This window comes from Maribacter dokdonensis DSW-8 (assembly GCF_001447995.1).
GTDB classification, from domain to species: Bacteria; Bacteroidota; Bacteroidia; order Flavobacteriales; family Flavobacteriaceae; genus Maribacter; species Maribacter dokdonensis.
Map to the genome: position 1 here is coordinate 1349583 of NZ_LDPE01000001.1, position 24504 is coordinate 1374086.

General features: G+C 35.2%; 22 protein-coding genes. 7 read left to right on the forward strand and 15 right to left on the reverse strand.

Translation table 11 applies throughout. The annotated features are described in order from the left end of the window. Positions 1-28: 28 nt before the first annotated feature. Positions 29-541 (forward strand): thioredoxin family protein, encoded by a 513-nt coding sequence (locus tag I600_RS05870; RefSeq protein ID WP_058104292.1) that lies wholly within the window; start codon positions 29-31, stop codon positions 539-541. Positions 542-679: 138 nt separating this feature from the next. Then, positions 680-3244 (forward strand): M1 family metallopeptidase, encoded by a 2565-nt coding sequence (locus I600_RS05875; RefSeq protein ID WP_058103541.1) that lies wholly within the window; start codon positions 680-682, stop codon positions 3242-3244. Positions 3245-3325: 81 nt separating this feature from the next. On the opposite strand, the gene guaB is transcribed toward I600_RS05875, so the two are convergent. The 7 genes from guaB to I600_RS05910 form a co-directional block, all read right to left on the reverse strand. Next, on the reverse strand, positions 3326-4798 hold the full coding sequence (gene guaB / locus I600_RS05880; RefSeq protein ID WP_058103542.1) for an IMP dehydrogenase: 1473 nt from the start codon (positions 4796-4798) through the stop codon (positions 3326-3328). Between the two features lie 143 nt (positions 4799-4941). Next, positions 4942-7413: a TonB-dependent receptor domain-containing protein gene (locus I600_RS05885; protein WP_058103543.1), complete on the reverse strand. Its 2472-nt coding sequence runs from the start codon at positions 7411-7413 to the stop codon at positions 4942-4944. After that, the gene (locus I600_RS05890; RefSeq protein ID WP_058103544.1) at positions 7394-8761 is read right to left on the reverse strand and encodes an HTTM domain-containing protein; all 1368 of its coding nucleotides are present in this window, start codon (positions 8759-8761) and stop codon (positions 7394-7396) included. Before I600_RS05890 ends, I600_RS05885 begins: the two co-directional genes overlap by 20 nt. Beyond that, positions 8761-9891: an imelysin family protein gene (locus I600_RS05895; protein ID WP_058103545.1), complete on the reverse strand. Its 1131-nt coding sequence runs from the start codon at positions 9889-9891 to the stop codon at positions 8761-8763. Before I600_RS05895 ends, I600_RS05890 begins: the two co-directional genes overlap by 1 nt. A gap of 96 nt (positions 9892-9987) precedes the next feature. Beyond that, a complete protein-coding gene (locus tag I600_RS05900; RefSeq protein ID WP_058103546.1) occupies positions 9988-11238 on the reverse strand; it encodes a DUF4856 domain-containing protein in 1251 nt (416 codons plus the stop codon). Between the two features lie 134 nt (positions 11239-11372). Beyond that, a complete protein-coding gene (locus tag I600_RS05905) occupies positions 11373-12242 on the reverse strand; it encodes a hydroxymethylglutaryl-CoA lyase (protein ID WP_058103547.1) in 870 nt (289 codons plus the stop codon). Between the two features lie 53 nt (positions 12243-12295). Then, complete coding sequence (locus I600_RS05910; protein ID WP_058103548.1) at positions 12296-12913, reverse strand: LysE family translocator; 618 nt, start codon at positions 12911-12913, stop codon at positions 12296-12298. 174 nt (positions 12914-13087) lie between these two features. On the opposite strand from I600_RS05910, the gene I600_RS05915 reads away from it, so the two are divergent. Next, complete coding sequence (locus I600_RS05915) at positions 13088-13405, forward strand: Dabb family protein (RefSeq protein WP_394364955.1); 318 nt, start codon at positions 13088-13090, stop codon at positions 13403-13405. Between the two features lie 71 nt (positions 13406-13476). Here the strand turns inward: I600_RS05915 and I600_RS05920 are convergent, their stop codons facing one another. Next, entirely contained in the window at positions 13477-14514 is a 1038-nt protein-coding gene (locus tag I600_RS05920; protein ID WP_058103550.1) for a quinone-dependent dihydroorotate dehydrogenase, read from the reverse strand. 61 nt (positions 14515-14575) lie between these two features. Then, complete coding sequence (locus I600_RS05925) at positions 14576-15022, reverse strand: hypothetical protein (protein WP_058103551.1); 447 nt, start codon at positions 15020-15022, stop codon at positions 14576-14578. 72 nt (positions 15023-15094) lie between these two features. Here I600_RS05925 and pepT point away from each other — a divergent pair, with 72 nt between their 5' ends. Together pepT and I600_RS05935 are read left to right on the forward strand one after the other, a co-directional pair. After that, the gene (pepT, locus tag I600_RS05930; protein WP_058103552.1) at positions 15095-16318 is read left to right on the forward strand and encodes a peptidase T; all 1224 of its coding nucleotides are present in this window, start codon (positions 15095-15097) and stop codon (positions 16316-16318) included. 4 nt (positions 16319-16322) lie between these two features. Beyond that, positions 16323-16922, forward strand: coding sequence for a YdeI/OmpD-associated family protein (locus I600_RS05935; RefSeq protein WP_058103553.1), 600 nt, complete (start codon positions 16323-16325; stop codon positions 16920-16922). A gap of 6 nt (positions 16923-16928) precedes the next feature. On the opposite strand, the gene I600_RS05940 is transcribed toward I600_RS05935, so the two are convergent. The 4 genes from I600_RS05940 to nusB form a co-directional block, all read right to left on the reverse strand. Beyond that, positions 16929-18278: a Gfo/Idh/MocA family protein gene (locus I600_RS05940; RefSeq protein ID WP_058103554.1), complete on the reverse strand. Its 1350-nt coding sequence runs from the start codon at positions 18276-18278 to the stop codon at positions 16929-16931. Between the two features lie 93 nt (positions 18279-18371). Further along, positions 18372-18659, reverse strand: a complete 288-nt coding sequence (gene yajC / locus I600_RS05945) for a preprotein translocase subunit YajC (protein WP_058103555.1) — start codon at positions 18657-18659, stop codon at positions 18372-18374. 24 nt (positions 18660-18683) lie between these two features. Next, complete coding sequence (locus I600_RS05950; RefSeq protein WP_058103556.1) at positions 18684-19154, reverse strand: DUF1573 domain-containing protein; 471 nt, start codon at positions 19152-19154, stop codon at positions 18684-18686. A gap of 44 nt (positions 19155-19198) precedes the next feature. Continuing rightward, a complete protein-coding gene (gene nusB, locus I600_RS05955) occupies positions 19199-20146 on the reverse strand; it encodes a transcription antitermination factor NusB (protein ID WP_058103557.1) in 948 nt (315 codons plus the stop codon). A 169-nt stretch (positions 20147-20315) separates the two neighbouring features. Between nusB and I600_RS05960 the strand changes: the two genes are divergently transcribed. Continuing rightward, on the forward strand, positions 20316-22067 hold the full coding sequence (locus tag I600_RS05960; RefSeq protein WP_058103558.1) for an ABC transporter ATP-binding protein: 1752 nt from the start codon (positions 20316-20318) through the stop codon (positions 22065-22067). Between the two features lie 65 nt (positions 22068-22132). Continuing rightward, a complete protein-coding gene (locus I600_RS05965; protein WP_058103559.1) occupies positions 22133-22510 on the forward strand; it encodes a PUR family DNA/RNA-binding protein in 378 nt (125 codons plus the stop codon). 70 nt (positions 22511-22580) lie between these two features. Here I600_RS05965 and I600_RS05970 read toward each other — a convergent pair whose 3' ends face one another. Both I600_RS05970 and I600_RS05975 read right to left on the reverse strand, forming a co-directional pair. Beyond that, a complete protein-coding gene (locus tag I600_RS05970) occupies positions 22581-23630 on the reverse strand; it encodes a lysophospholipid acyltransferase family protein (RefSeq protein WP_058103560.1) in 1050 nt (349 codons plus the stop codon). Then, positions 23627-24487 (reverse strand): bile acid:sodium symporter family protein, encoded by an 861-nt coding sequence (locus I600_RS05975; RefSeq protein ID WP_167342531.1) that lies wholly within the window; start codon positions 24485-24487, stop codon positions 23627-23629. Before I600_RS05975 ends, I600_RS05970 begins: the two co-directional genes overlap by 4 nt. Positions 24488-24504: the final 17 nt, after the last annotated feature.

Genomic DNA, 24504 nt, shown 5'->3' on the forward strand with positions numbered 1-24504 from the left:
AAATATGAAAGCGTCTTTTTTATATACTATGAAATCATTTTTGTTCTTAGCCCTTGCCTTTGTTGTAACCATTAGTAATGCACAAGATGTTAAATGGATTACTTGGGATGAAGCAGCCCAGCTGACCGCTACGGAAGAAAACCCAAAGAAAGTATTCATTGATGTGTACACAGATTGGTGTGGGTGGTGTAAAAAAATGGACAAAGACACCTTTCAAAACCCAGAAGTTGCTGCGTACATGCAGGAAAACTACTATATGGTAAAATTCGATGGAGAAGGAAAAGAACCTATTGAGTATAAAGGTAAGACGTACAAATTTGTACCATCTGGAAGAAAAGGATATCATGAGTTTGCCGCAGCATTAATGCAGGGTCGTCTTAGTTATCCAACAACCATTTTCTTGGATGAAGAATTGAATATGCTTTCACCAGTACCAGGATACCAGAAACCTGAGCCATTTATGGAAATAGCTCGTTATTTTGGTGATGACATATATAAAGAAAAGGATTGGAAAGTATACGCCGGCCAAGCCGGAAAGTAATTTTACTTTTGGTGTAAACAGTACACGTATTTAATCTATTTTTCAATAAAATAATTCTCAATTAGCGTTATACGTTGTTTAAAAATTGGAAAGCATTTTCCATTAAAGTATTTTCACAACAACATATAACGCTATTTCATGAGAACCCTTATTTACCTTGGTCTTGTACTATCTATACTTTGTTCATGTAAAAATGAGCAACATTCCACAACCACTCTAAAAGCTGGTGTACCTGAGGAGATGGCAATGTATAGGTCCTCTCAAATCTCAGATGTTCATTACAATTTAAGTTTTAACATTCCTGCTGAGCTAAAAGAGCCCATACCTTCTCAACTTGAATTAAATTTTAACGTAGAACAACTTCAAGAGCCGGTAATTTTAGACTTCAAAGAAGAAACCTCAAAAATAAAATCCATTTCCATAAACGGCAAAAATGCCACAATTCTTCACAAACAGGAGCACATTATACTACCCAAAGAGCATTTAATTACTGGTAAAAACACGGTTACCATTGCGTTTATAGCAGGTGAACTTTCATTAAATAGAAACGAAGATTATCTATACACCCTTCTAGTTCCAGATCGCGCTAGAACATTATTTCCATGTTTTGATCAACCCAATATTAAAGCTAGATATACCTTAAATATAACCGCGCCAAAAGATTGGCAGGTTCTATGTGGCACAAAAGAAATCAATAGCACCTCAAAGGGTGATTATATTGAGCATAAATTTGACACATCAGATCAAATGAGCACGTATTTATTTTCGTTCGTAGCAGGTAAATTTAAATCGGTGAGTAAGAAACCTGACAATATGGAAATGTCCATGTTGTATAGAGAAACCGATACCACTAAAATTCAATACAGTCTAGATTCCATTTTTGATTTACATCAGCAGTCATTATCCTTTTTAGAGGATTACACCTCATACCCTTTTCCTTTTCAAAAAATGGATTACGCGGCAATTCCAGGATTTCAATATGGAGGTATGGAGCATGTAGGAGCTATACAATATAGAGAAAGTTCATTATTCTTGGATGAAGGCGTCACAGCCAATAAAAAATTGAGCAGAGCCAAATTGATCGCCCATGAGACATCTCACATGTGGTTTGGAGATTTAGTCACAATGAACTGGTTTAATGATGTATGGATGAAAGAGGTGTTTGCAAATTTCATGTCAGATAAAATAATGAACCCCGCTTTTCCAAATATAGACCATCAGTTGGCTTTTATGATTACCCATTACCCAAATGCATATGGCGAGGATAGAACTTTAGGTACAAATCCTATTCGGCAAAAATTAGATAATCTTAATAACGCCGGCTCTCTGTACGGAAGCATCATATATAATAAAGCCCCCATAATGATGCGCCAATTAGAAACCGTATTAGGCAAAGATGCGTTTAAAGAAGGAATACAGGAGTATATAGAAACTTTTGCTTTTAAAAATGCCGAATGGGGCGAACTAATTGAAATTCTTGATAAAAAATCGTCAACAGATATTATAGCTTGGAGTTCTATTTGGGTAAATAATTCCAGTAGACCAATATTCAACGAGGAAATTACCTACGATGATAATGACAAAATAACCTCATTCACTCTGACACAAGCAGCAGAAGACAGTTCTGAACATGTATGGTCACAAGCTTTTGATATATTATTTATATATCCCGACAGCTCTAAAACCCTTAGCGTACAAATGACCGATGCCACATATCAAATAAAGGAAGCGATTGGCTTACCCAAGCCAATTTCGATTGTCTACAACTCAAATGCCGAAGGGTATGGTGTTTTCCCACTGCAAGAGAAAGATCTTGACCTTATACCTATATTAGATAATCAAGTTGCCCGTGGCTATTCCTATATTAATGTTTATGAAAACATGTTGAATGGCACAATTAATCCAAGCGCAGCTATACAACTATTTTCAAAAGGACTGAACACCGAAAAAAATGAGTTGCTCATTAATCTTATTTCCAGATATACAACTTCTGTTTTTTGGAAGTATCTTACAGAAGAACAACGTGCTTTTTACCAAGATAAAATTACTGATGATATATGGTCAAAATTACATGAAGAATTACCTGCCAGTATTAAAAAAACACTGTATTCAACCTATGTATCCATGGGTTACACCAATACATCTTTAGAAAATTTATTCAAAATATGGAGTAAAGAACTAACCATCAAAAATTTAAAGCTCAATGATGATGATTATACTGAATTAGCTATGGACCTAGCTTTATACAATCATCCAAAAAATGAGCAAATCCTTAAAACAGCAGAAGAAGCAATAACCAACAACGACAAACTTAATAGATTTAAGTTTCTACTTCCTTCTATCTCGAATAATTACGAAACAAAAAAGGAATTTTTCGAATCGCTTAAACAAGAAAAAAATAGAGCAAAAGAATCGTGGGTTACAAATGCCATGAATAACTTAAACCATCCGTTACATCAAAAGGAATCTTTACAATATTTAAGGAACAGCCTTGACCTATTGGATGAAATTCAAAAAACCGGCGATATTTTCTTTCCAAAGAGATGGCTAAGCAGTACCATTGGCAATTATACTTCTTTAGAGGCATATGAAATTTTACAAGACTATTTAGATGCCAATCCAAAGTTAAAACCTTCCTTAAAATCAAAAGTGCTGCAAGCCTCAGATGATTTAAGAAGAGTTCAACTTCTAGAAAAGAATTAGAAATTTCTAACGCCTAAATATAAAAGCAAAAAAAAGAGGTCTATATGACCTCTTTTTTTTGCTTTTATTTCTTGGAAATCCCTATCTACTATAGTTAGGACTCTCTTTAGTAATGGTTACATCATGTGGGTGGCTTTCATTAATACCACTAGCCGTAATTTTTACGAATCTACCCGTGTCTTGTAATGTTGCTATGTCTTTTGCACCACAGTACCCCATACCTGCACGTAATCCGCCAACAAATTGATGTATACTTTCATAAAGCTCTCCTTTATAAGGTACACGCCCTACAATACCTTCCGGCACCAATTTTTTAATATCGTCTTCCACATCTTGAAAGTATCGATCTTTACTACCTTGTTTCATGGCCTCAACAGAACCCATACCACGGTAAGACTTGAACTTTCTACCTTCATAGATAATGGTTTCACCCGGTGATTCTTTGGTACCTGCTAAAAGCGATCCTAGCATCACCGTATCCGCACCGGCAGCAATAGCCTTTGGAATATCACCTGTATAACGAATACCACCGTCAGCAATGACCGGAACTCCAGAACCTTTAATAGCGGCAGATACTTCTAATACCGCAGAAAATTGAGGAAAACCAACACCTGCAACTACCCTAGTAGTACAAATAGAACCTGGTCCTATACCTACCTTTACGGCATCTGCACCGGCTTCAACCAAATACTTGGCAGCCTCACCTGTTGCTATATTACCTACAATAACATCTAACTTTGGAAACTTCTTCTTTACCGCTTTCAATACTTCAACCACCCCCTTGGTATGACCGTGTGCCGTATCTATAATGACCGCATCTACACCTGCATTTACCAAAGCTTCTGCCCTATCAACAGCATCGCCAGTAACTCCTAATGCCGCAGCTACACGTAAACGACCATATTGATCTTTATTGGCGATTGGTTTTTGAGTCAACTTTGTAATATCCCTAAAAGTAATTAGCCCTAATAGGGTATTATCTTTTGATACTACAGGTAACTTTTCAATTTTATGTTGTTGCAAAATATCTTCCGCTTCGGATAAAGAGGTACCCTCATCTGCGGTAACCAAATTCTTTGAAGTCATAACCTCAGAAATTGGTCTGTCGTTATTTTTTTCGAAACGTAAATCTCTATTGGTAACAATACCCAAAAGTTTTCCATCTGCATCCACAATGGGAATACCACCTATGCTAAACTCTTTCATACTTGCCTTGGCATCTTTCACCGTAGAATCTAATGGCAAGGTAACAGGATCCAAGATCATACCACTCTCAGCTCTCTTAACCTTTCTTACCTTCATGGCTTGTTGCTCAATAGTCATATTCTTGTGCAAAACACCAATACCACCTTCTTGAGCCATGGCAATTGCCATTCTAGATTCGGTAACCGTATCCATCGCAGCAGAGATGATAGGTACATTGATCGTAATGTTTCGAGTAAATTTTGTCTGAATACTTACTTCTCTTGGAAGCACTTCAGAATAAGCAGGTACTAATAATACGTCATCGTATGTTAGACCTTCTCCTAGAATTTTGTTTTGGTGGGCTTGCATAGCAATTAAGGATTTAATTGCGTGCAAATATAGTGAATAAAGTTGGGATATCTATCTTACACAATACCTTAACAATCACTTCATATTCAGACCCTCTTTTAGTCCGATAAAAAATGGATGCCCCATGTCAATCATTAATTGAATTATAGCTTAAATTGTAAGGTTGCATAAAAGGTTCTAGGCTCTGAAGGTATGATACCCGGACCCGGATAACCAGTTGCCCTTCTGGTAAAATAACTATTGTCCAAAACATTATTTATACCGGTTTCCAACTTCCAATTTTTATAGACATATGATAGAGAAAAATCTAAAATATCATACGCCGGAATTTCCCCTTCTATACCACGTTGATTGTCGTTAACATCTTGCAAAGCATTGGTAGCATCTGTAAACTGACTTGACAAATAGGTATATTGTAAACTACCCAATATATTACCATAGCCAAAATTAAGACCGGTCTTTAAATTTACATCTGGTATAAATTCCACTTTGTTACCTTCTACATTGGTTTCTTCCGAAGACAAATACTCAGAATTGGTCAAGGCCAAATTCATGAAATAATTCAGTTTTAACTTATCACTAGCCGAAAAGAAAGTTTCTTTTACGCTCCAATTGGCAAAACTTTCCAAACCAAACATAAAAGCGGTACCAATATTACCCCTGAACCGAACTATACTACCCGTTTCTACTTCTTCTCCCAAGGCATTGGTTTGTGTATCACTTTTTAAAATCTCACCTAATCTATTATCATATAACAAGCTGAACGCACTTACGTCATAAGACAATACATTTTTATGTCTACCGCGAAAACCTATATCTGCCGTAAAGCCATCTTCATCAGAGATATTTTCATCTACTTGAAAAGAAGGGTTGACCACCCTGATATCGCTAAATGTTACCGACCTATAGTTTTGAGAAAAATTGCCGTAGAACTCAACACTAGAATTCAATTTATAAGTAGCACCCAATCCTAACAACAAGAAAGTTCTATCAAATTCCCTGTTATCTTCCACTTCCTCATTTAAGAGTGGATTACCAGCCAAATCAAGTACAATATTCTTATAACTACCAATACTTTCCGTTTTAATATGCTCTAACCTAAAACCAGGTGTTAAAGTTAATTTAGGACTTATATTAAAGATATTTTCTCCAAAAAAAGCCAAATTAGAATTGGGAAAATTAAATTGAGATTGTCTTTCATAATTGGGAAACTCATCATCTGCAAAGTTAAAATCTGCATTCGCCGCCGATGTCCCCGGACCTTGCCTTTGATCATTGTCCGTACTATAGATTTTTGACCCGATCAATAATGTAGATTCAGTATCACCTAACTTATATCTTGTTAATAATCTTGCCTCTGCACCCCAGTTTTGAAAATTATCGATCAATAATTCCCTTGGCTCCTCAGGGTCATCTGGTTGTGATACTCTGTTAGTTCGAAAACCAAGTGCACTTCTAGAAGCATCCAATCCAAAAACATTTAAACTAAAATCCGTTTTTGAAGAGAATTTATGATCTAGACGAACTGAAAATAATTTCCAATCTACATCAAACCAGTTTCTTTCCCTATTACTAAACGTTGGGTCCTCAATAAATTGAGCATCTGTAAGACCGCCAGGTTGTTTGGCTAAATAATTTAAAAAAGTGGTTTCTACAGTTACCTTGGTTTTGTCCGAAAATTGATAGCCCACATGCGCAAAATAATTTCTACTGTTATAATCTGAATTTGGTCTAAAACTATTTCCCTCCTTATAATTGAAATAGGTGTAATAACTGAACTTACCAACTGTACCACTTAAACTATTGAAAGATGTTTTTAGATTGTAAGACCCTAAAGTCTGTCTACTGGTCCACTCTATTTTCTTACTGGAATTTGGCTGCTTAAATTTAAAATTGACCAAGCCGCCAAATTGCGTTCCATACTGTAAAGAAGCTGCCCCCCTAACCACTTGAATTTCTTCTAAAGCTTCTGCAGGTGGTGTATAATAACTTTCTGGGTACCCTAAAACATCTGCACTAATATCATAGCCGTTCTGTCTTGTATTAAAATTTGCCGTTCTATTGGGATCAAGACCTCTACCTCCAATATTAAGTTGTAACCCTGCATCTCCATTATCGTATATATTTAAACCTACGACTTGACTATAAATTTGTCTGGGATTATTGGCCGCCAAATTACCCGTAATACCGTCTAATAAAACAACCTCATTTTTTTTACCGGCGTATATGGCAGTACCATCTACTTTCTTCAACTGTTTTAGGGCAAAAATTTCTTGGCGTTTTTGGGTTATTACCACCTCTGATAAGTTCTGAACCTTCAAAGGATTCATGACAGGGTTGAATTCGGTATTGCCATTGATAGTTACATCTTGTTCTATAATTTCAAACTCGTAAGCGAAAACTACAATAGTATAGGTTCCTGCCGTTAAGTTCTCTATTAAAAACGCACCTTCATTATTGGTGATTTCCAAGCGCTCTAATTCTTTGATATACATTTCGGCATCTGGAACAGGATTCCCTTCTACATCTGTTACTTGACCAGAAATAGTGAGTTGACCAAATACCGGAAATGATACTAATAATAAAAGTAAATAACTAAATTCCTTTAATTTCATCTTTAAATGGTGTTATCCAATGCTTATGTAAAAAAGACTCTTTTTGTTTTGCCAAATCTATGGTAGGATCAATAAACTCTGTACTTAACCTCCCATTGAGACTAACTTGGCAATTTACGAATACCTGCACATTCTTATGGCCATCTTTCTCAAAATGGTTTTTTAGAAAATGCGCGTATTCCAATATAAAATCTGGCTGAAATGCCATTTGTTTTTCTTGAAACGGAGTAATAAAATCAGTGTTATCTACATAAAACCACCGACCAGATTCTTGGTCCACAATTTTAAATTGGGCGTAGCCAGATTTTTCCATTAGCATAACACGCCATGAAAAACGGTAGCCTTCTTCTGTCCAAAATAATTCTCCCGGATAAAATAGATACCTAAAAGGTATGGCCAGTTGAAGCATAAAAAAAAGAACAACTACCATATGCTTCAATCTAAGCTTAAATGATGACCGTTCATTAAAAACTGTTTGATTATTGAATCTAGCACCGTTTATTTTGAATACTTTAAATAAAAGCCTCAATATCTTAAGATGGACTTTTGCATCAAAAAATATTAAAGCAGAAACGATCATAACATATGGGAACATACCAATAGGGAACAATACCCTAGTTAGTACGTGAAAAATGACCACCATTACAAATGCATATGGTCTAGTTCTCTTATATAGCAGTAAAAAAGGGATAGATAGATCGTAAATTGCGCCAGACCAGCTAAATAGAAATTGCACCCATTCTTCTCCCAAAAAACTTCCTATAAAAGGGGTATCGAACTTGGCGGGCAACCAGATTTTTAAGGGCATAGCATTCAACAACCAATCTGAATTTAATTTCGCCAGTCCGGCGTAGAAATAAACAATACCTAAGAGCAACTTAATACTATTGACTGTCCAGCTGGGAACATATTGAAAGCACTTTTTGGGATTTAAATAAGCATCTAGGGAATAGTTAGCGTTAGCTGGCAAAAATATCATTAAAAAGCTCAGAATACTAATAAAGTAATAATGGTTTAAGTATGTTGTTTTATCCATAAGCTCTATATACGTAAAGCTCAAAAAGAAAATGATAATATTTAATTTATAACGATAACCAAGAGCTACCAAAACTGCCGATAAGCCACAAATTACAAAAATAAGGTAGGTATAAACACCTAATGGTTTTACCCATTCAAACCCGTAATAAGAAAAAAAGAATTTTGGTTTAATATAAAGTTTATCGATCCAGCCATAGCTCCAAAACCTAACAATACTAAAAAGCATCATCAGACCAAATAAAATACGAAAGACCGCCAAAGGGGCGGTCTCTATTGGAGCTTTTATATATTTAGCTATTAATGATTCCATTAATCACCATCGGCATCAACAAAATCAATACTAATACTCATTGCTGAAACCATATCTACCTTTAACATAGGTACGGCCTTTTGTACTTCATCATAAGCCAATAACATGGAGGTTGGCGGATTGCTGTTCTCTATTTCAGCTCTAAACGCAGAAAGATCAAGCACCATACTTTTTGCCGTATTAAATTGATCATTGATCAACGTAGACAAATCCTCTCCATTTTTTAGCGTGTTCAATGCATCCAGATAAGATGCCAAACTTTCACCTTGAGTACTTGAATTAAAATGATTACCGTTAAAAAAGTCTTGAACAGCAGATAAACCTTCTAAAAACAATTCGTTAGAAATAGTAGCTTCATAATAAGCCTCAACATTTCTAGGTAAGGTACTACCTGAAAAAACCCCTAAAGGAATTCCCATTTTACCAGCTCTTAAATACTTCTCGTAATAAAAAATATAGTCGTTCACCATACGATCAACAGATGCCGTAGATGATGCTCCGTCATTGGCAACAAATGTATCCCTGTAACCATTTGTCCAATCAGACACCACAGTTTCTGTCAAAGACTGCATATCCATCAAAACATCTTCGGTATATTGTAGGTAAGCCTCTTTGTTATCCCCACTATAGAAAGCAAGTATATCCGCATCGGTATCACCCAAGCCGTTCAATAAGTAATCTAAAGCAGGAAATCCTTTAGCGCTTCTGTTAGAGGATAAGGACAAGTCATAACTTCCATTTACAATAAATCCATCAATCTTCTCATTATCCGTTGGATATATATTCATGTTCAATTGAAACCCTACAGATTCGGCAGGACCAATTTCAAACATCTCTACATGTTGCCAAGATTTGTATGCGTTCAACCATGATGCACGCAAAGCAATTAAATTACCTTCATTGACATCTGCTTTAAACGTATTGAACGTATTCAATAAATCATCCATATCCGCAGTAAAAGCTTGATATGAAGGGATAATAATATTATCTGCCCAATTGACCAACATAGTACTGCGCTCAAAAGAAACCTCCTCTACCGGATCAACAATTACGCTATCATCGGTTTCACTATCATTGGAACATGCCCATACTAAGGCCAGAACACAAAGAATCCCAATAATCTTTTTCATCTATTATTTTTATTTATTCTAATTAAATGCAAAAATAAAAAAAGCAATTCATTCTAAATAAGATTGAATTGCTTTTTTTATCGACTTTAAACCAAATTATTCTGCAGCCTGCTCTAAGGTAAAATTAAACTTAGCCGCAATGTCAGCAGAAATAGCATCTAATGTAGTTGCTTCCACATCCCAAAGTCCGTTTTCTCCGTCATTCATTAAATCTACAAGAAACGCATCAACTTCTTCTTTTGTAAAATAAGGTTCACTAGAATTGGTTTTTCTTGTAAACTGAAGACTGTATACAAAACCGTAACCTTCAGATAAATCATGAAAAGCCCCACCATAATCAGGTGTTTCTTGATCTAAACTATTTTTACCTTGTTGTAAATAGTAAACAGCTCTAATACCGATAACTTCAGAAAGTTTCTCCCTAATTATTTCGGCTTGTGCATCTCTAACATCATATTGCTTAGCAACAATTGCAGCCCTACCTAATTTAAATGCTTGAAAAATTTCATCGGCAATGCCCGCAAAATCGTCATCTCCTTCTACTCTCCCAATATATTTATTTAAAAAGCTATCTGCACCTAAATCATCATTAGGATTTGCGGCATCTGCATTTAAACCATACACGTAACCGTAAGCCTCATCCCACTTATGTTCCATATTGGTATAAACTTCACCTTCAACTACTACATTAGCATCATTATCAGCAACGTTATCACCTTCATCCAACACGGCAGTACTTAAGTAATTATTTACTACTTGATCAATGGTAAGCGCTCCAATCAAACCTTTATTAAAAACTTGGTTATATTCCAACCCTTGCGCATTAATGTATCTAGTAGAAGAACCGTCTGCTATTTGCCCTGCCGTACCTGCTGCTGCTGCAACTTCCCAGTTTGGGAATACCTCATCTACTTGAGCAGAGATCCAACCATCAAAATCCGCTCTGATCACAGCTTGATCGGTAGCATTAGTTGCAAAGAAATCTGCAGAGGCAGCTGTTTTACTTCTCACACTTTTATCAGATGCATTTAAATCTGCATCTTCAAAATCGTTAGCGCCTTCTTCATGGGCATACATACTTAATATTTGCTCGGAAGTTGAAGTTACATCTGTAAATGCGCTCAAAATTTCGTCACCCATTTTTAATCTCGTAGTCTGACCACCAAAGCTAACAGTACTTTCATTATCCCTTGTAAATGTATAAGAATCTGGATTATCTATTGTAGATTCAATAGGGTCACAATCACCATCAACACATTCTGACAATTCTAATCCGTCATCATCGGAACTACATGAAATAAATATTAAACTAGCAATAGACGATAACAATAATAGGTTCTTTTTCATTTCTCTTTTATTAAGACTTATTTTAAATAATGCGCAAAACTATAACATGTTTTAACATTACACAACCTTATCTATATTAAATCTAAATAAATTTAACTTTTTAATAATGTAGCCAGAAGAAATACAACAAGTAATTAGTGATATTGGGAAAAAAGCTCGGTAGCTTTGTTATATGCCGCTTCAAAAGTCATGGCATTAACGCCGGTAACAACTTTTTGAGAGGTAAAATACGATAACATTTTCTCCGTAGGCATGTTACCGGTTAAATCGTCTTTGGCCATAGGACAGCCACCAAAACCTTGGATAGCACCATCAAACCGCTTACAGCCAGATTCATATGCCGCGGCAACTTTTTCATGCCATTTTGAGGGTGTGGTATGCAAGTGCGCACCAAACTCAATATTTGGGTATTTAGGGATTAAGTTGGAAAACAAATAAGAAATAGTTTCTGGATCAGATGACCCCACGGTATCTGACAACGATAATATTTTGGCACCCATTTTCGCCAGTCTTTCGGTCCATTCACCAACTATTTCAACATTCCAAGGATCACCATAAGGGTTACCAAAACCCATGGATATGTACGTTACCACTTCCTTATTCGCCGCATCGGCAATATTAAATATCTCTTGTAACGTTTCTACAGATTGAGCAATGGTTTTATGGGTATTTCTCATTTGAAAATTCTCGGAGATAGAAAAAGGAAAGCCCAAATAATCAACTTCAGCATGGGTAACAGCGTCTTCTGCACCACGAACATTTGCCACTATGGAAAGTAACTTAGATTTGGTTTTCGACAAATCCAATTTAGACAGAACCTCTGCAGTGTCCACCATTTGCGGAATTGCCTTTGGCGAAACAAAACTCCCAAAATCCAACGTATCAAAACCACAACCTAGTAAAGATTGTAAATACCTCACCTTTTCATCGGTAGGTATAAACTTCTTAATACCCTGCATAGCATCTCTAGGGCACTCTACTATTTTGATCTTTGAATTAAACATTATGTAAAAATACGAACTCTAAATAAGTAAATCCTATTAATATTTTAATAAAACTAACCTAAAACTAAATAAATCGCAATACCCATAAAAACAATTATCTGAATCCATTTTAAAACAAACCCTGTACGCTTATTGTTGGTTAAGAAGCTAGATATTTGACCAGCCAAAATGGCTATAGCGCCAAACACAAAAGATGAAACCAAAATAAAAAGAACACCCAGTGTATAAAACTGAATTACGTTATTTAAACTATCCGAAAAGAGAAAACCTGGAAAAAAGGCAAGAAAAAAAATGGTCACTTTTGGGTTTAGAACGTTCATTATAAAACCCTGTTTGAATAATGATAGCTTACTTTTCTTTTTTTCTTCTCCCACAATAGAAATAACATCACCGCCTTTATAGACCATAAAAGCCAAGTAGACTAAGTAAGCCGCCCCAAAAAATTTAATTATTGTAAAAAGAGTGGTGCTATTCTTAATAATTGCCGATACCCCAAATGCTAACAGCGTAGCATGTACCAAACAGCCTGTCATTAAACCTGCAACAACTGCCAAACCATATTTTTTACCATTACTAATACTCTGTATCAAAACAAATATATTATCCGGTCCTGGTGATAAAGCCAAAAAAAAAGTAGCCACAGAAAAGGCCATTAAAATTTCGTAGTTCAATATAATAGTGCCTTGGTTGATATGAAAATACAAATTACCATTATTTACAGCTATTTTTAATAACTTGTTTTAAAATAAAATACTATGAAAATTAAAGTACTTCTCTTACTAGTTTGTTTTACATTGGCATTTAATACATATGCCGATACCGAAGAAAACAATATAACCAACACCATGATTAAAAATGACAGCCTTTTAAGACATGCCGTATTCTTCAAATTCAAAGAAGGCACTACCGCTGAAGAGATAAAAAAGGTAGAAGATGCTTTTAGCGCCCTACCGTCAAAAATTGAACAGATCAAAGGTTACGAATGGGGACTCAACAACAGTCCAGAGGGATTAAACAAAGGGTTTACGCATGCATTTTTCCTAACTTTCAAAAGTGAAGAAGATCGTGCTATTTATTTGCCCCACCCAGACCATAAAGCTTTTGGAGCAATACTGACCCCATATTTAGATGATGTCTTTGTACTTGATTATTGGGTAAAATAACATACAACCAAGCTAAAAAAGAAAAGCCCTTGCACACAATGTACAAGGGCTTTTCATTTTTCAAGAGTTTATTACACCCTTTCTAAAATTGCCTCGTTTATAGCTTTTACCAAAGCAGGCCCTTCATATACAAAACCAGTCCACAATTGAATTAAATCTGCACCTGCATCTAACTTTTCTATAGCGTCATCTGCTGAATGTATACCACCTACACCGATAATAGGGAATGCTTTATTGCTTTTTTCTGCAAGAAAACGAATTACCTCTGTACTTCTATCTTTCAAAGGCGCACCACTGAGTCCGCCAGCTTCTTCCGTTATTAACGCATGAGATTTTAAATTTTCCCTAGAAATGGTAGTGTTTGTTGCAATAACACCATCAATACTGGTATCACTCACAATATCAATAATATCCAGCAATTGGCTATCGGTTAAATCTGGCGCTATCTTTAATAGAATTGGTTTACGTGCAACATCTTTACGTTTACTTTGCCTAGCGTTCTCCAATTGCAATTCATTGAGCAAAGCCGTTAATGGCTCTTTATCTTGTAATTCCCGTAAACCAGGTGTATTGGGAGAGCTCACGTTAACTACGAAATAGTCTACATGGTCAAAAAGGGCATCAAAACAAATGAGATAATCCTTTATAGCCTCATTATTGGGTGTCACCTTATTTTTACCAATATTACCACCTATAAGAACTTTATGGTTTTTCTTTAAATTTTCGACCGCTTCAAAAACACCATGGTTATTAAATCCCATTCTGTTGATAATTGCTTTATCCGCTTTTAATCGAAATAATCTTTTTTTAGGATTTCCTTCTTGTGGTTTAGGAGTCAATGTACCTATTTCTACAAAGCCAAATCCAAAATCCGATAATTCATTATAAAGCACCGCATTTTTATCAAAACCTGCCGCCAACCCCACAGGGTTCTTAAATTTCAATCCAAACAGTTCACGCTCCAAACGATTGTCCTCTACCGCGAACATGGATTTTATTACGCCCGATAAGCCGATTTTAGAAAAAAACTTAATGCTTGAAAAACTAAGGTAATGAACTTTTTCTGGGTCTAACAGAAACAAAAGAGGTCTAATAAAAAGCCTGTACATGTATATATTTTAGAAGCCGCAAAAATACAAACTGTAAATGAGAAAGTTAAGTAATAGTTTATCAGTTTTTGTCAACAATGCTATCGGTATATACCATTGGAACAACTACATAAGGTGAACGGTATGCCTGTTTACACAAAGATTGGTACAATTCATATTGTTTGGAGTTGAACAATGTCAACATCCGTTTATCTATCATAGCCTGTACCCTACCCATGCTATCCATTACACTTTTATATTTATCTGCAAGCTGTCTTAATTCTGTTTCGCTACTTTGTGGATGCCTCTCTTTAACATTTTGTAATTCATTATTCAAAACATCGTTTCTATACTTTAATTCTGCACTAAAACTTACCAGTTTTTCATGTTGCATTTCGTTTAACTGAAATATTTCAGAAATAATTGAATCATTGGTAACACCAACCCCTAAAACGCAATCTGCCTGTGAATGTACCCTAGCACTTATCAAAATAATTACGGACCATATTATATACCTAAATCTTTTCATGATTACCACTATAGAATCTAACGTTTACCAATTTACAATTTATAAGCTTATTTTTGATAAAACCATTTTACAATGCAGCATATAATTGACCGTTTTATTAGCTATGTCACTATAGATACGCAAAGCGATTCTTCATCTAATACCACACCAAGCACAAAAAAACAATGGAATCTGGCAAACAAATTAGTTGATGAGCTACGTGCAATAGGATTAACCGATGTCACAATTGATGACAATGCATATATTATGGCAACCCTGCCATCTAATGTAGACCACCAGGTACCTACCATAGGTTTTATTGCGCATTTTGACACATCACCAGACTTTTCTGGCTCCAATGTAAAGCCACAGGTAATTGAAAATTATGACGGAAAGGATATTATCTTAAATAAGGAAAAAGATATTGTGCTCTCTTCATCATATTTTGATGATCTCTTACAATACATAGGGCAAACCATTATTACCACAGGTGGCACTACACTTTTAGGTGCAGATGATAAAGCAGGTATTACTGAAATAGTAACTGCAATGGAGTATTTGATAAACAATCCGGATATTAAACACGGTCCAATTAGAATAGGATTTACTCCGGATGAAGAAATAGGTAGAGGCGCACACAAATTCGATGTTGAAAAATTTGGTGCAGAATGGGCCTATACAATGGATGGAAGCCAAATTGGCGAATTGGAGTATGAAAACTTTAATGCTGCGGGTGCTAAAATTACCGTTAGTGGCAAAAGTGTGCACCCTGGCTACGCAAAAGGAAAAATGGTTAATGCCCTACTCATTGCAAATTATATTATAAGTGAATTTCCAAAACATGAAATACCACAAGAAACAGACGGCAGAGATGGCTTTTTCCATATACATCATATAAACGGTGAAATTGAGCATGCAACTGTAGAGCTTATCATTAGAGACCATGATCTAAAGCGATTTAATGAGCGTAAGCAGTTAGTGCAAGATATTGTTAAAAGGTATAACAATGAATATGATAATTGTATTGAACTAGAATTGAAGGATCAATATTTTAATATGAAAGAAAAGGTAGAGCCTGTTTTTCATATTGTAGAAACCGCGAAAAAAGCTATGGAAGATATAGGCATAAAACCTATAATTAAACCAATAAGGGGCGGTACAGATGGATCACAACTAAGTTACATGGGTTTACCATGCCCTAATATTTTTGCTGGCGGACATAACTTCCATGGAAAATATGAGTACGTACCCGTAGAAAGCATGCAAAAAGCAGTGGAAGTCATTGTGCGTATTTGCCAATTAACAGCAAATCAATAACAGTATGGACAGGCAAGAAAAAATAGATAATTTCTACAATGAAGAACATCAATATAAAACTGGTGTAGCTATTTTAAGAAAGCTTGCTTTAGCTTGTAAATTAAAAGAAACATATAAGTGGAGCTTCCCTACGTATACAACACAAGACAAAAATGTTATTGCCATTTGTAAATTTAAGTCGCATTTTGGTATATGGTTCTTTAACGGCGTGTTTTTAAAGGACTCACACAAAGTATTGGAAAATGCACAAGAAGGAAAAACCAAGGCAATGCGGCATTGGAAGTTTTCTTCAACGTCTGAAATTGACCATAACGTTGTTGCAGCTTACATTCAAGAAGCTATAGTAAATCAAAAAAAGGGACTGGCATTAAAAGTGGAAAGAAAGCCCAAAACAAAAATTGTAATTCCTACCCACCTAGCTATTGCCATTGAACATAATGATGACTTAAAGACTGCCTTTAACAAATTAACCTATTCCAAACAAAAGGATTACGCCGAATATATTGCAACTGCAAAACAAGAAAAAACGAAACTATCTAGATTAGAAAAGATAGTTCCGTTGATATTAAATGGTTTAGGCCTTAATGATAAATACCGTAGATAGTTCTTTTTATAATTTAGGTAGGTTCCAACCATTATGATAGTTAGCCTTTAAAAACTGGTTTGCTTCTTCATTTTTAAATTTACCGGCCATTGGATCCCAGTAAATTCTATTACCGGTTTTAAAGGCCACATTACCCATATGTGAAACCAAAGCGGCATCATAACCCACTTTAATTGGTGCATTTAGTTTAGCGTTATCCCTACTTTTTACCGCTTCTATAAAATTCTGGGTATGCAGATCCAACCCATTGAATTCACCTTTGGTATGTGAAACCGCTTCTAGCTTAGGAATACCATCTTTACCCCAGCCCTGAAATTCAGTTTCAGGTATTACTTCCCAGCCACCTCTATCAACAACCAGAGTACCATTATTACCTATAAATGCTATTCCATGATTTCTACCATAGTTACCACCGTCAATGCCCGTGGCATGCTCCCAAAGAATAGAGAAACCATCATATTCATATACCGTTTGTAAAGTATCTGGTGTTTCAGAGGCATCATTGGGATAAGCAAACTTACCGCCCAAGGCCATCACAGATTTTGGTGTACCGGCTTTCATACCATACAACGCATAATCCATAAGATGTACGCCCCAATCTGTCATTAAACCACCGGCATAATCCCAAAACCACCTGAAATCGAAATGAAATCTATTTTTATTAAATGCCCTATCGGGAGCCGGACCCAACCACATTTTATAATCTACCCCTTTAGGAACTGGAGCATCGGCTACTACGGGAACAGGTTTCATCCAACCTTGGTATGCCCATGCTTTTGCCAAGCGTATTTCTCCTAACGCACCAGAATGCACATATTTAATGGCATCTACAAAATGCGGTTGACTACGCTGCCATTGGCCTATTTGCACCATTCTATCCCTAGACTCCACAAAGTCCAACATAATATTGGCTTCTTCAACAGAATTAGCAATTGGCTTCTCACAATAAACATCTTTACCCGCTTGTAATGCATCTGTTAACTGTAGGCAATGCCAATGATCTGGCGTACCAATAATAACGACATCTATATCTTTATTCTCATATAACTTTCTATAATCACTATACCATTTTGGTTTTTTGATTCCCGCCTTTTCAAGATCAGCTGTTCTTTCCCTTAATACATTTTCATCTACATCACACAATGCTATGACATTAATATCACTCATTTTCAAAAAAGAGCTTAAGTCAGAGAAACCCATACCCTTACAGCCTACCAAACCAACATTGATAGTGTCGTTGGCGCCCACCTTCCTACACATCATTGATAACATCTCCATAGGGAACATAAATGATGCTCCTGTCATTACCAATCCTGCGGTGCCTTTTCTAATAAAATTTCTTCTGTTGTGTAGCATGTTGTTGTTTTAAGTGTAATTAAATATACCACATTTAGGCAAAAAAAAACACCGATGTTTCCATCGGTGTTTTTTATGTGAATTCAGAAATTATTATTTTTTTTCTGGAGCATTTAATTTATTGCTCATTTCCATGGATATGGCAGACCTATCAAATTTTAACTTTCCGGCCATTGTTTCCAAAACACAAGAGAAATCCTTATCATTTAAATCCACTACTTTTCCGTGCAGACCACTTTTGGTAATAACACGATCACCACGTTTTAACTCTGCCGAAAATTTCTTTTCATCCTTTTGTCTTTTCATTTGAGGTCTGATCATAAAAAAATATGCGACCACAAAAATCAAAATCATCGGAAGAAACTGCCCTATATCACCCATCTTTGGTATATCTGTAATTTATAATTATTTAACAGGTCCTAATGGAGCTGCTCCTTTTGGATTAACAAAAGCCTTTATTCTCAAAAGCTCAGAACCTTTTTCTGTGTTAGCCGTAACGGTAATAGTTTTAGTAACCTGGTTTTGACCAGATCCGTTAAAGTTCACTTTTAATTCACCTGATTCACCTGGAGCAATTGGCTCTTTTGGAGGATTAGGAACTGTACAACCACAACTACTTTTAGCATCTGTGATAATTAATGGAGCGTTACCTGTATTAGTAAATTTAAAAACTGTTTCCTGTGCCGCACCTTGTTCAATTGTACCAAAATCATGCTCTGATTTCTCAAAAGACATTACCGGTACCGCTTTAGCTGCTTCATCTCTTACCGCTGCTTCCGCTACATTATCTGTTTTAATTTTACTTGAAGCATTGTCTTTGCAAGAAGTAAAAGCTACCATTGATACAAGACCAACAATTAGAACTATTTTTTTCATACTATATTAGATTTATCAATTAACTGTAAAATTATAAAATATTTTTATAATAGACCCCTACCCATTTTGTTAAGCTTTCCTTCAGATTTGTATTCTTTAGTAAGCTTATCTAGTATTCCGTTTATGAAAATGCTACTTTTTGGAGTCGAGTATTCTTTGGCAATCTCCAAATACTCATTAATGGTTACTCTTTCCGGGATTGAAGGAAAATGTAACAATTCACAAATTGCCATTTTCAAAAGTATACTATCTATGCCTGCAATACGATCTTTATCCCAGTTTGGTGTTTTACCATCTATCTCTTTTTCCAATGCATCATTTTTCAACAACGTTCTAGACAATAACTGCATAGCGTAGGTCATGTCTTCATCATCCTTTAAAAGACTCGGCAAAAAGTATGAATCAGGATGAACTTGTTTTACCTTCTTCAAGTGTTTTAACAAAAACGTATTAACAATAGGAATGTCATCTACCCAAGTTAACTTATCATCTTCGAAGTAATCATAAATTTTTTCGTTGGGGGCAATGATATTTTTGAACAAGGTCAATATCAATTCTTTGTCCGCAGCATAATCGCTTTCTGGTGTAGACATGTATTCCTTATACGTTTCGCTCTCTATAATATCTTTATAAATAAGCTTAACGTACTCTTCATTAAGGTACCAATTATCTAATTTCCTATTTGAAATTTCTTCCTCAAGTGTTTTGTTCTCAAGAATTTGCACCAATAATCTGTTCTTAACAAACTTCTTAGGATTTGGAAATTCCTGCTTACCGTCACTAATATATTTTTTTGCGGAAAGAGAAATTTGTTCTGCCGCCCTTTTTTGTATTTCTACAAAAAGACTTAACCATAACAAGTAGAGCGTATAGGTATTCTCTATGCTTACTTTTAAAAACTTCTCTTGTCTCTGTAATGAATCATCTTTTGATTGAACGAGCGCATATATGCTCTGCATTACCTTAACTCTAATGTGCCTTCTTGTAAGCATTTTAAAGAACTTTTTTAATAAATTGATATTTAAAGCCGCAAAGGTAAGTATCTATTTAAAGGGTCACAACAGCAATCGTATTTATCTTAGCTTATTTATAACATATGGTTTTAGGTCAAAAAACTATCTTTGACCAAAGAAAACGATAATCTTCTTTTTTTAGCATTGTATGAAAGAACTTAAACACCTAAATAAATACTTTAAAAAATACTGGTTTAAGCTTTTTCTCGGAATAATCATAACCATTATAGCCAGGCTTTTTCAATTGATCATGCCTTCTTACGTGAACAACTCTATTACGGTAGTTGAGCAGTATATTAAAACGGAAATTGATAAATCTACCGCACAAGAACTATTAATGGAATATATTCTAATTATCGTAGGTGCTGCAATACTATCTGGTTTCTTCACTTTTTTAATGCGCCAATTGATCATTAACATTTCTAGATATATTGAGTATGATCTTAAAAACGAAATATTTGACCATTACCAAAAGCTAAGTCTCAATTTTTATAAGAAAAATAGAACAGGCGATTTAATGAACAGGATCAGTGAAGATGTTAATGAAGTACGTATGTATGCAGGTCCAGCAATTATGTATGGCATACAGACCTTAACATTGTTTGCTTGTCTGATACCGTTAATGTTTATAAAAGCACCCACTTTAGCTGCATATACACTATTGCCATTACCTTTTCTTTCGGTCCTAATTTATCAAATAAGTAAAGTAATTCATAAGCGAAGTACCATTGTACAACAATACCTTTCTACCTTATCTACCTTTACACAAGAAATTTTTTCAGGAGTTTCCGTTATAAAAGCCTACGCATTAGAGCCACAGACCAATAGTGATCTTACTAAACTTGCCATTGAAGGCAAAGAGAAAAGTGTAAGTCTTGCTAAAGTGAATGCATGGTTTTTTCCATTAATGATACTTTTAATAGGTATTAGTAACATTTTGGTCATTTATATAGGAGGTAAACAATACTTGGCCGGCGAAATTGAAGTAGGACTAATTGCTGAATTTATTTTATACGTAAATATGCTTACTTGGCCAGTGGCCATTGTTGGTTGGTTAACTTCAATAGTGCAAAGGGCAGCCGCAAGTCAAAAGAGGATAAATGAATTTCTAAACCAAGAGTCAGAAATAAAAAATAATCCTACCAACACCCTTACGATCAAAGGCAAAATTGAATTTAAAAATGCTGATTTCACATACCAAGACACCAATATTAATGCCATAAAAGACCTGTCGTTCACCATTAACGAGGGTGAAACCACAGCTATTATTGGTAAAACCGGTTCTGGTAAATCTACCATACTTGATTTGGTAGCCCGCTTATATGACACATCTTCCGGAGAGATATTAATAGACGACGAACCTATTAAAAATGTAGACCTTACCAATTTACGAGAATCTATTGGTGCCGTACCCCAAGACGCATTCCTATTTTCAGATAGCATTAAGAACAACATTAAATTTGGTAAGGAGAATGCTACAGACGAGGAAATCATTGACATAGCAAAAGATGCCGTGGTACATGAAAACATAATGGGTTTCTCTAAAAAATATGATACTATCTTAGGTGAAAGAGGTATAACATTAAGTGGCGGACAAAAACAAAGGGTTTCAATTGCCAGGGCATTAATTAAAAAACCTCAGATTTATTTATTTGATGATTGCTTGTCTGCCGTAGATACGGAAACGGAAGAAGAAATATTGAATAACCTAAAAAAAGCATCTAAGAATAGAACTACATTAATTGTAAGTCATAGAGTTTCTTCTGCCAAAAACGCGGATAAAATTTTAGTTTTAGATGACGGAAGACTTATTCAAGAGGGCACACATGATGAATTAAATTCACAAGAAGGCTATTATAAAGACCTCTACCACAAACAGCTCTCAGAGAAAGAAAGTTAGAAAATTGTTGTCGGATAGCGTTTTTTTTTTCATTTTTGATAGTATAACGACACTAAACATTAGAAATGAGCGAAAGAGATTTATCAGATCAAGAAGAAATTCACTCCAAAGTTTTACGCGCAGGTAGAAGAACTTACTTTTTCGATGTAAGAAGTACAAAGGCTGGGGATTATTATTTAACGATTACAGAAAGTAAGAAATTTACGCATGACGATGGTTCATTCCATTACAAAAAACATAAAATATATTTATACAAAGAAGACTTTGACGCTTTTAAAGAGAACGTTGAAGAGATGATGGATTTTATAATCAACGAAAAAGGATCTGAAGTAATTTCTGAAAGACACCAAAAAGATTTCAAAAAGGAAGAAATAGAAGGGCCCGTAGAAAAGACAACTACCAATACTTCTAGCTTTACAGATGTAAGTTTTGAAGATATCTAGGTAAAACAAACCTTAAAAAACAAAACGGTCCTTATGTATAAGGGCCGTTTTTAGTTTATAGTTATAAAATTCAGTTTAGCCCTTTTTTAACGAACCATAAATTCAATAATACCAAAACTACCAAAGCCGTTAACGCCACTTTAATAGAAAGTACCATAGACAACCCTACAAATAACAATAAAAGGTAAAGTGGGTATACTAACAAGATAAATGCAAACCTGAACGTACCCATAAACTCCTTCTCCGGAACCTTTGGCATTAACCATTTATGCCACATTATAATCATCGGAAAATTTAATACGTTAAAAACACTTCTTAACACCGATTTCCCTTTAGCAGTATTGGTTAAATCGCTTGAATTGGAAACTTCATTGGTATAATGCCTAATTTTATTGTTCACCTCTGTAGGATTTAAAAAGTCTACATTTTCTGTATTAAGAAGATTTACCATAGTATCATAATCTTGCTCTATTGGTATATGGGTAGTCAATTGTTTCAATTGTAAAGAAACTGCATTTTTTAAATTACGGCTGGTCATATTTAAATCATTGGCAACGTACATGCTTTTGGCAGATATTGCCTTACCATAATTGATAGCCACTTGATCAGGAAACTGATCGGCATGTTTATAATTCAATCCTACAGGAATTAGCATGATATCAACATCTGGGTATAGCTCAAAAGTTCTTATAAGTATTCTTGTGAAGCCTTTACTTAAAGGTCTCACTCTTCGTTGTAAATTATGATTTGCTTCCGGAAACAAAAGCAGTGCCTCTCCTCTACTCAAAATATCGGCACAAGAGTTGAAAATAGCATCATTGTTAGAAAGCGTATCTCTACCGTCTCGCATTCTATAAATAGGCAGCATTTGAAAATATGAGAAAATACCCTTTAATAGTTTACCCTTAAACACATCGGAACGCGTTAAAAAGTATGGTTTTCGATTACAGTCGGTAGCAATTAATAATACATCAATCAATGCACTTTGATGATTGGGCAAAAACATCACCGGCTTATCCTTAGGGATATGCTCCAACCCGTATACCACTATTTTTTTATGATATCCATATAGTCCGGTTTTAATCACGGACTTTACCATTGAATAAATAAATCCGCTCAAGCTATTGTTTCTTTAGCAACCGATTTTCTATTCCAAAAAGCGGCTAATATTAAACCTGAGACTATATGCCAAATACCCCAAAAAGCAGCAAGAAGTGCCATACCACCTAGACCGTCAAAAAAAGTAAATATCAACAAAAGTCCTAGACCAGAGTTTTGAATTCCCGTTTCTATAGTTATAGAACGTATACTATCCACAGGTAATTTAAAAAGTTTACCTATACCATAACCTGTTGTAAAAGCCAATAGATTATGGGCTAGAACTATCCAAAATACATATAGAATATAATCCATAAAAATAATCCTGTTATTATATAGCGCAATGAAAACCAGACCTATAAAAAACACCAACGAAACAATCTTTAACTTTTTTGCGATTTTCAATGCTAATTCAGGCATTTTGTAATTGATTAACATACCCAGTACAAGGGGCAAGCCCAACAATAAAAAGACCAATTTGAACATTTCTATAGATGAAATAGAAATTTCATTAATTAGACTTGAACTTGGCTCATATAACATGGACCAAAAATGAAAGTTAAGCGGAGTCATAATTATGGCAAACATAGTAGCCATAGCCGTTAAACTTACAGATAAAGCCGTATTGGCATTAGATAGATATGATATAAAATTAGAAATATTACCACCTGGGCATGCTGCCACCATAAACATACCTAAAGCTATACTGGGCAAAGGTTCTATTGCCAAGACCAACAAGAAGGTTATTGCCGGTAATACTAAAAACTGACTGATCAGCCCAGCAATTAAAGCTTTTGGCCTTAACCATAAAGGTTTAAAATCTGATACGGATATTTCTAAAGCAACACCGAACATGACCAAACCTAGAACGATGTTCATTACCCATAGTGAGCCTG

Coding starts and splice junctions, on each gene's coding strand:
- I600_RS05870 (WP_058104292.1), top strand. CDS start 29: ATGAAATCATTTTTGTTCTTAGCCCTTGCCTTTGTTGTAACCATTAGT.
- I600_RS05875 (WP_058103541.1), top strand. CDS start 680: ATGAGAACCCTTATTTACCTTGGTCTTGTACTATCTATACTTTGTTCA.
- guaB (WP_058103542.1), bottom strand. CDS start 4,798: ATGCAAGCCCACCAAAACAAAATTCTAGGAGAAGGTCTAACATACGAT.
- I600_RS05885 (WP_058103543.1), bottom strand. CDS start 7,413: ATGAAATTAAAGGAATTTAGTTATTTACTTTTATTATTAGTATCATTT.
- I600_RS05890 (WP_058103544.1), bottom strand. CDS start 8,761: ATGGAATCATTAATAGCTAAATATATAAAAGCTCCAATAGAGACCGCC.
- I600_RS05895 (WP_058103545.1), bottom strand. CDS start 9,891: ATGAAAAAGATTATTGGGATTCTTTGTGTTCTGGCCTTAGTATGGGCA.
- I600_RS05900 (WP_058103546.1), bottom strand. CDS start 11,238: ATGAAAAAGAACCTATTATTGTTATCGTCTATTGCTAGTTTAATATTT.
- I600_RS05905 (WP_058103547.1), bottom strand. CDS start 12,242: ATGTTTAATTCAAAGATCAAAATAGTAGAGTGCCCTAGAGATGCTATG.
- I600_RS05915 (WP_394364955.1), top strand. CDS start 13,088: ATGATTAAAAATGACAGCCTTTTAAGACATGCCGTATTCTTCAAATTC.
- I600_RS05920 (WP_058103550.1), bottom strand. CDS start 14,514: ATGTACAGGCTTTTTATTAGACCTCTTTTGTTTCTGTTAGACCCAGAA.
- I600_RS05925 (WP_058103551.1), bottom strand. CDS start 15,022: ATGAAAAGATTTAGGTATATAATATGGTCCGTAATTATTTTGATAAGT.
- pepT (WP_058103552.1), top strand. CDS start 15,095: ATGCAGCATATAATTGACCGTTTTATTAGCTATGTCACTATAGATACG.
- I600_RS05935 (WP_058103553.1), top strand. CDS start 16,323: ATGGACAGGCAAGAAAAAATAGATAATTTCTACAATGAAGAACATCAA.
- I600_RS05940 (WP_058103554.1), bottom strand. CDS start 18,278: ATGCTACACAACAGAAGAAATTTTATTAGAAAAGGCACCGCAGGATTG.
- yajC (WP_058103555.1), bottom strand. CDS start 18,659: ATGGGTGATATAGGGCAGTTTCTTCCGATGATTTTGATTTTTGTGGTC.
- I600_RS05950 (WP_058103556.1), bottom strand. CDS start 19,154: ATGAAAAAAATAGTTCTAATTGTTGGTCTTGTATCAATGGTAGCTTTT.
- nusB (WP_058103557.1), bottom strand. CDS start 20,146: ATGCTTACAAGAAGGCACATTAGAGTTAAGGTAATGCAGAGCATATAT.
- I600_RS05960 (WP_058103558.1), top strand. CDS start 20,316: ATGAAAGAACTTAAACACCTAAATAAATACTTTAAAAAATACTGGTTT.
- I600_RS05965 (WP_058103559.1), top strand. CDS start 22,133: ATGAGCGAAAGAGATTTATCAGATCAAGAAGAAATTCACTCCAAAGTT.
- I600_RS05975 (WP_167342531.1), bottom strand. CDS start 24,487: ATGAACATCGTTCTAGGTTTGGTCATGTTCGGTGTTGCTTTAGAAATA.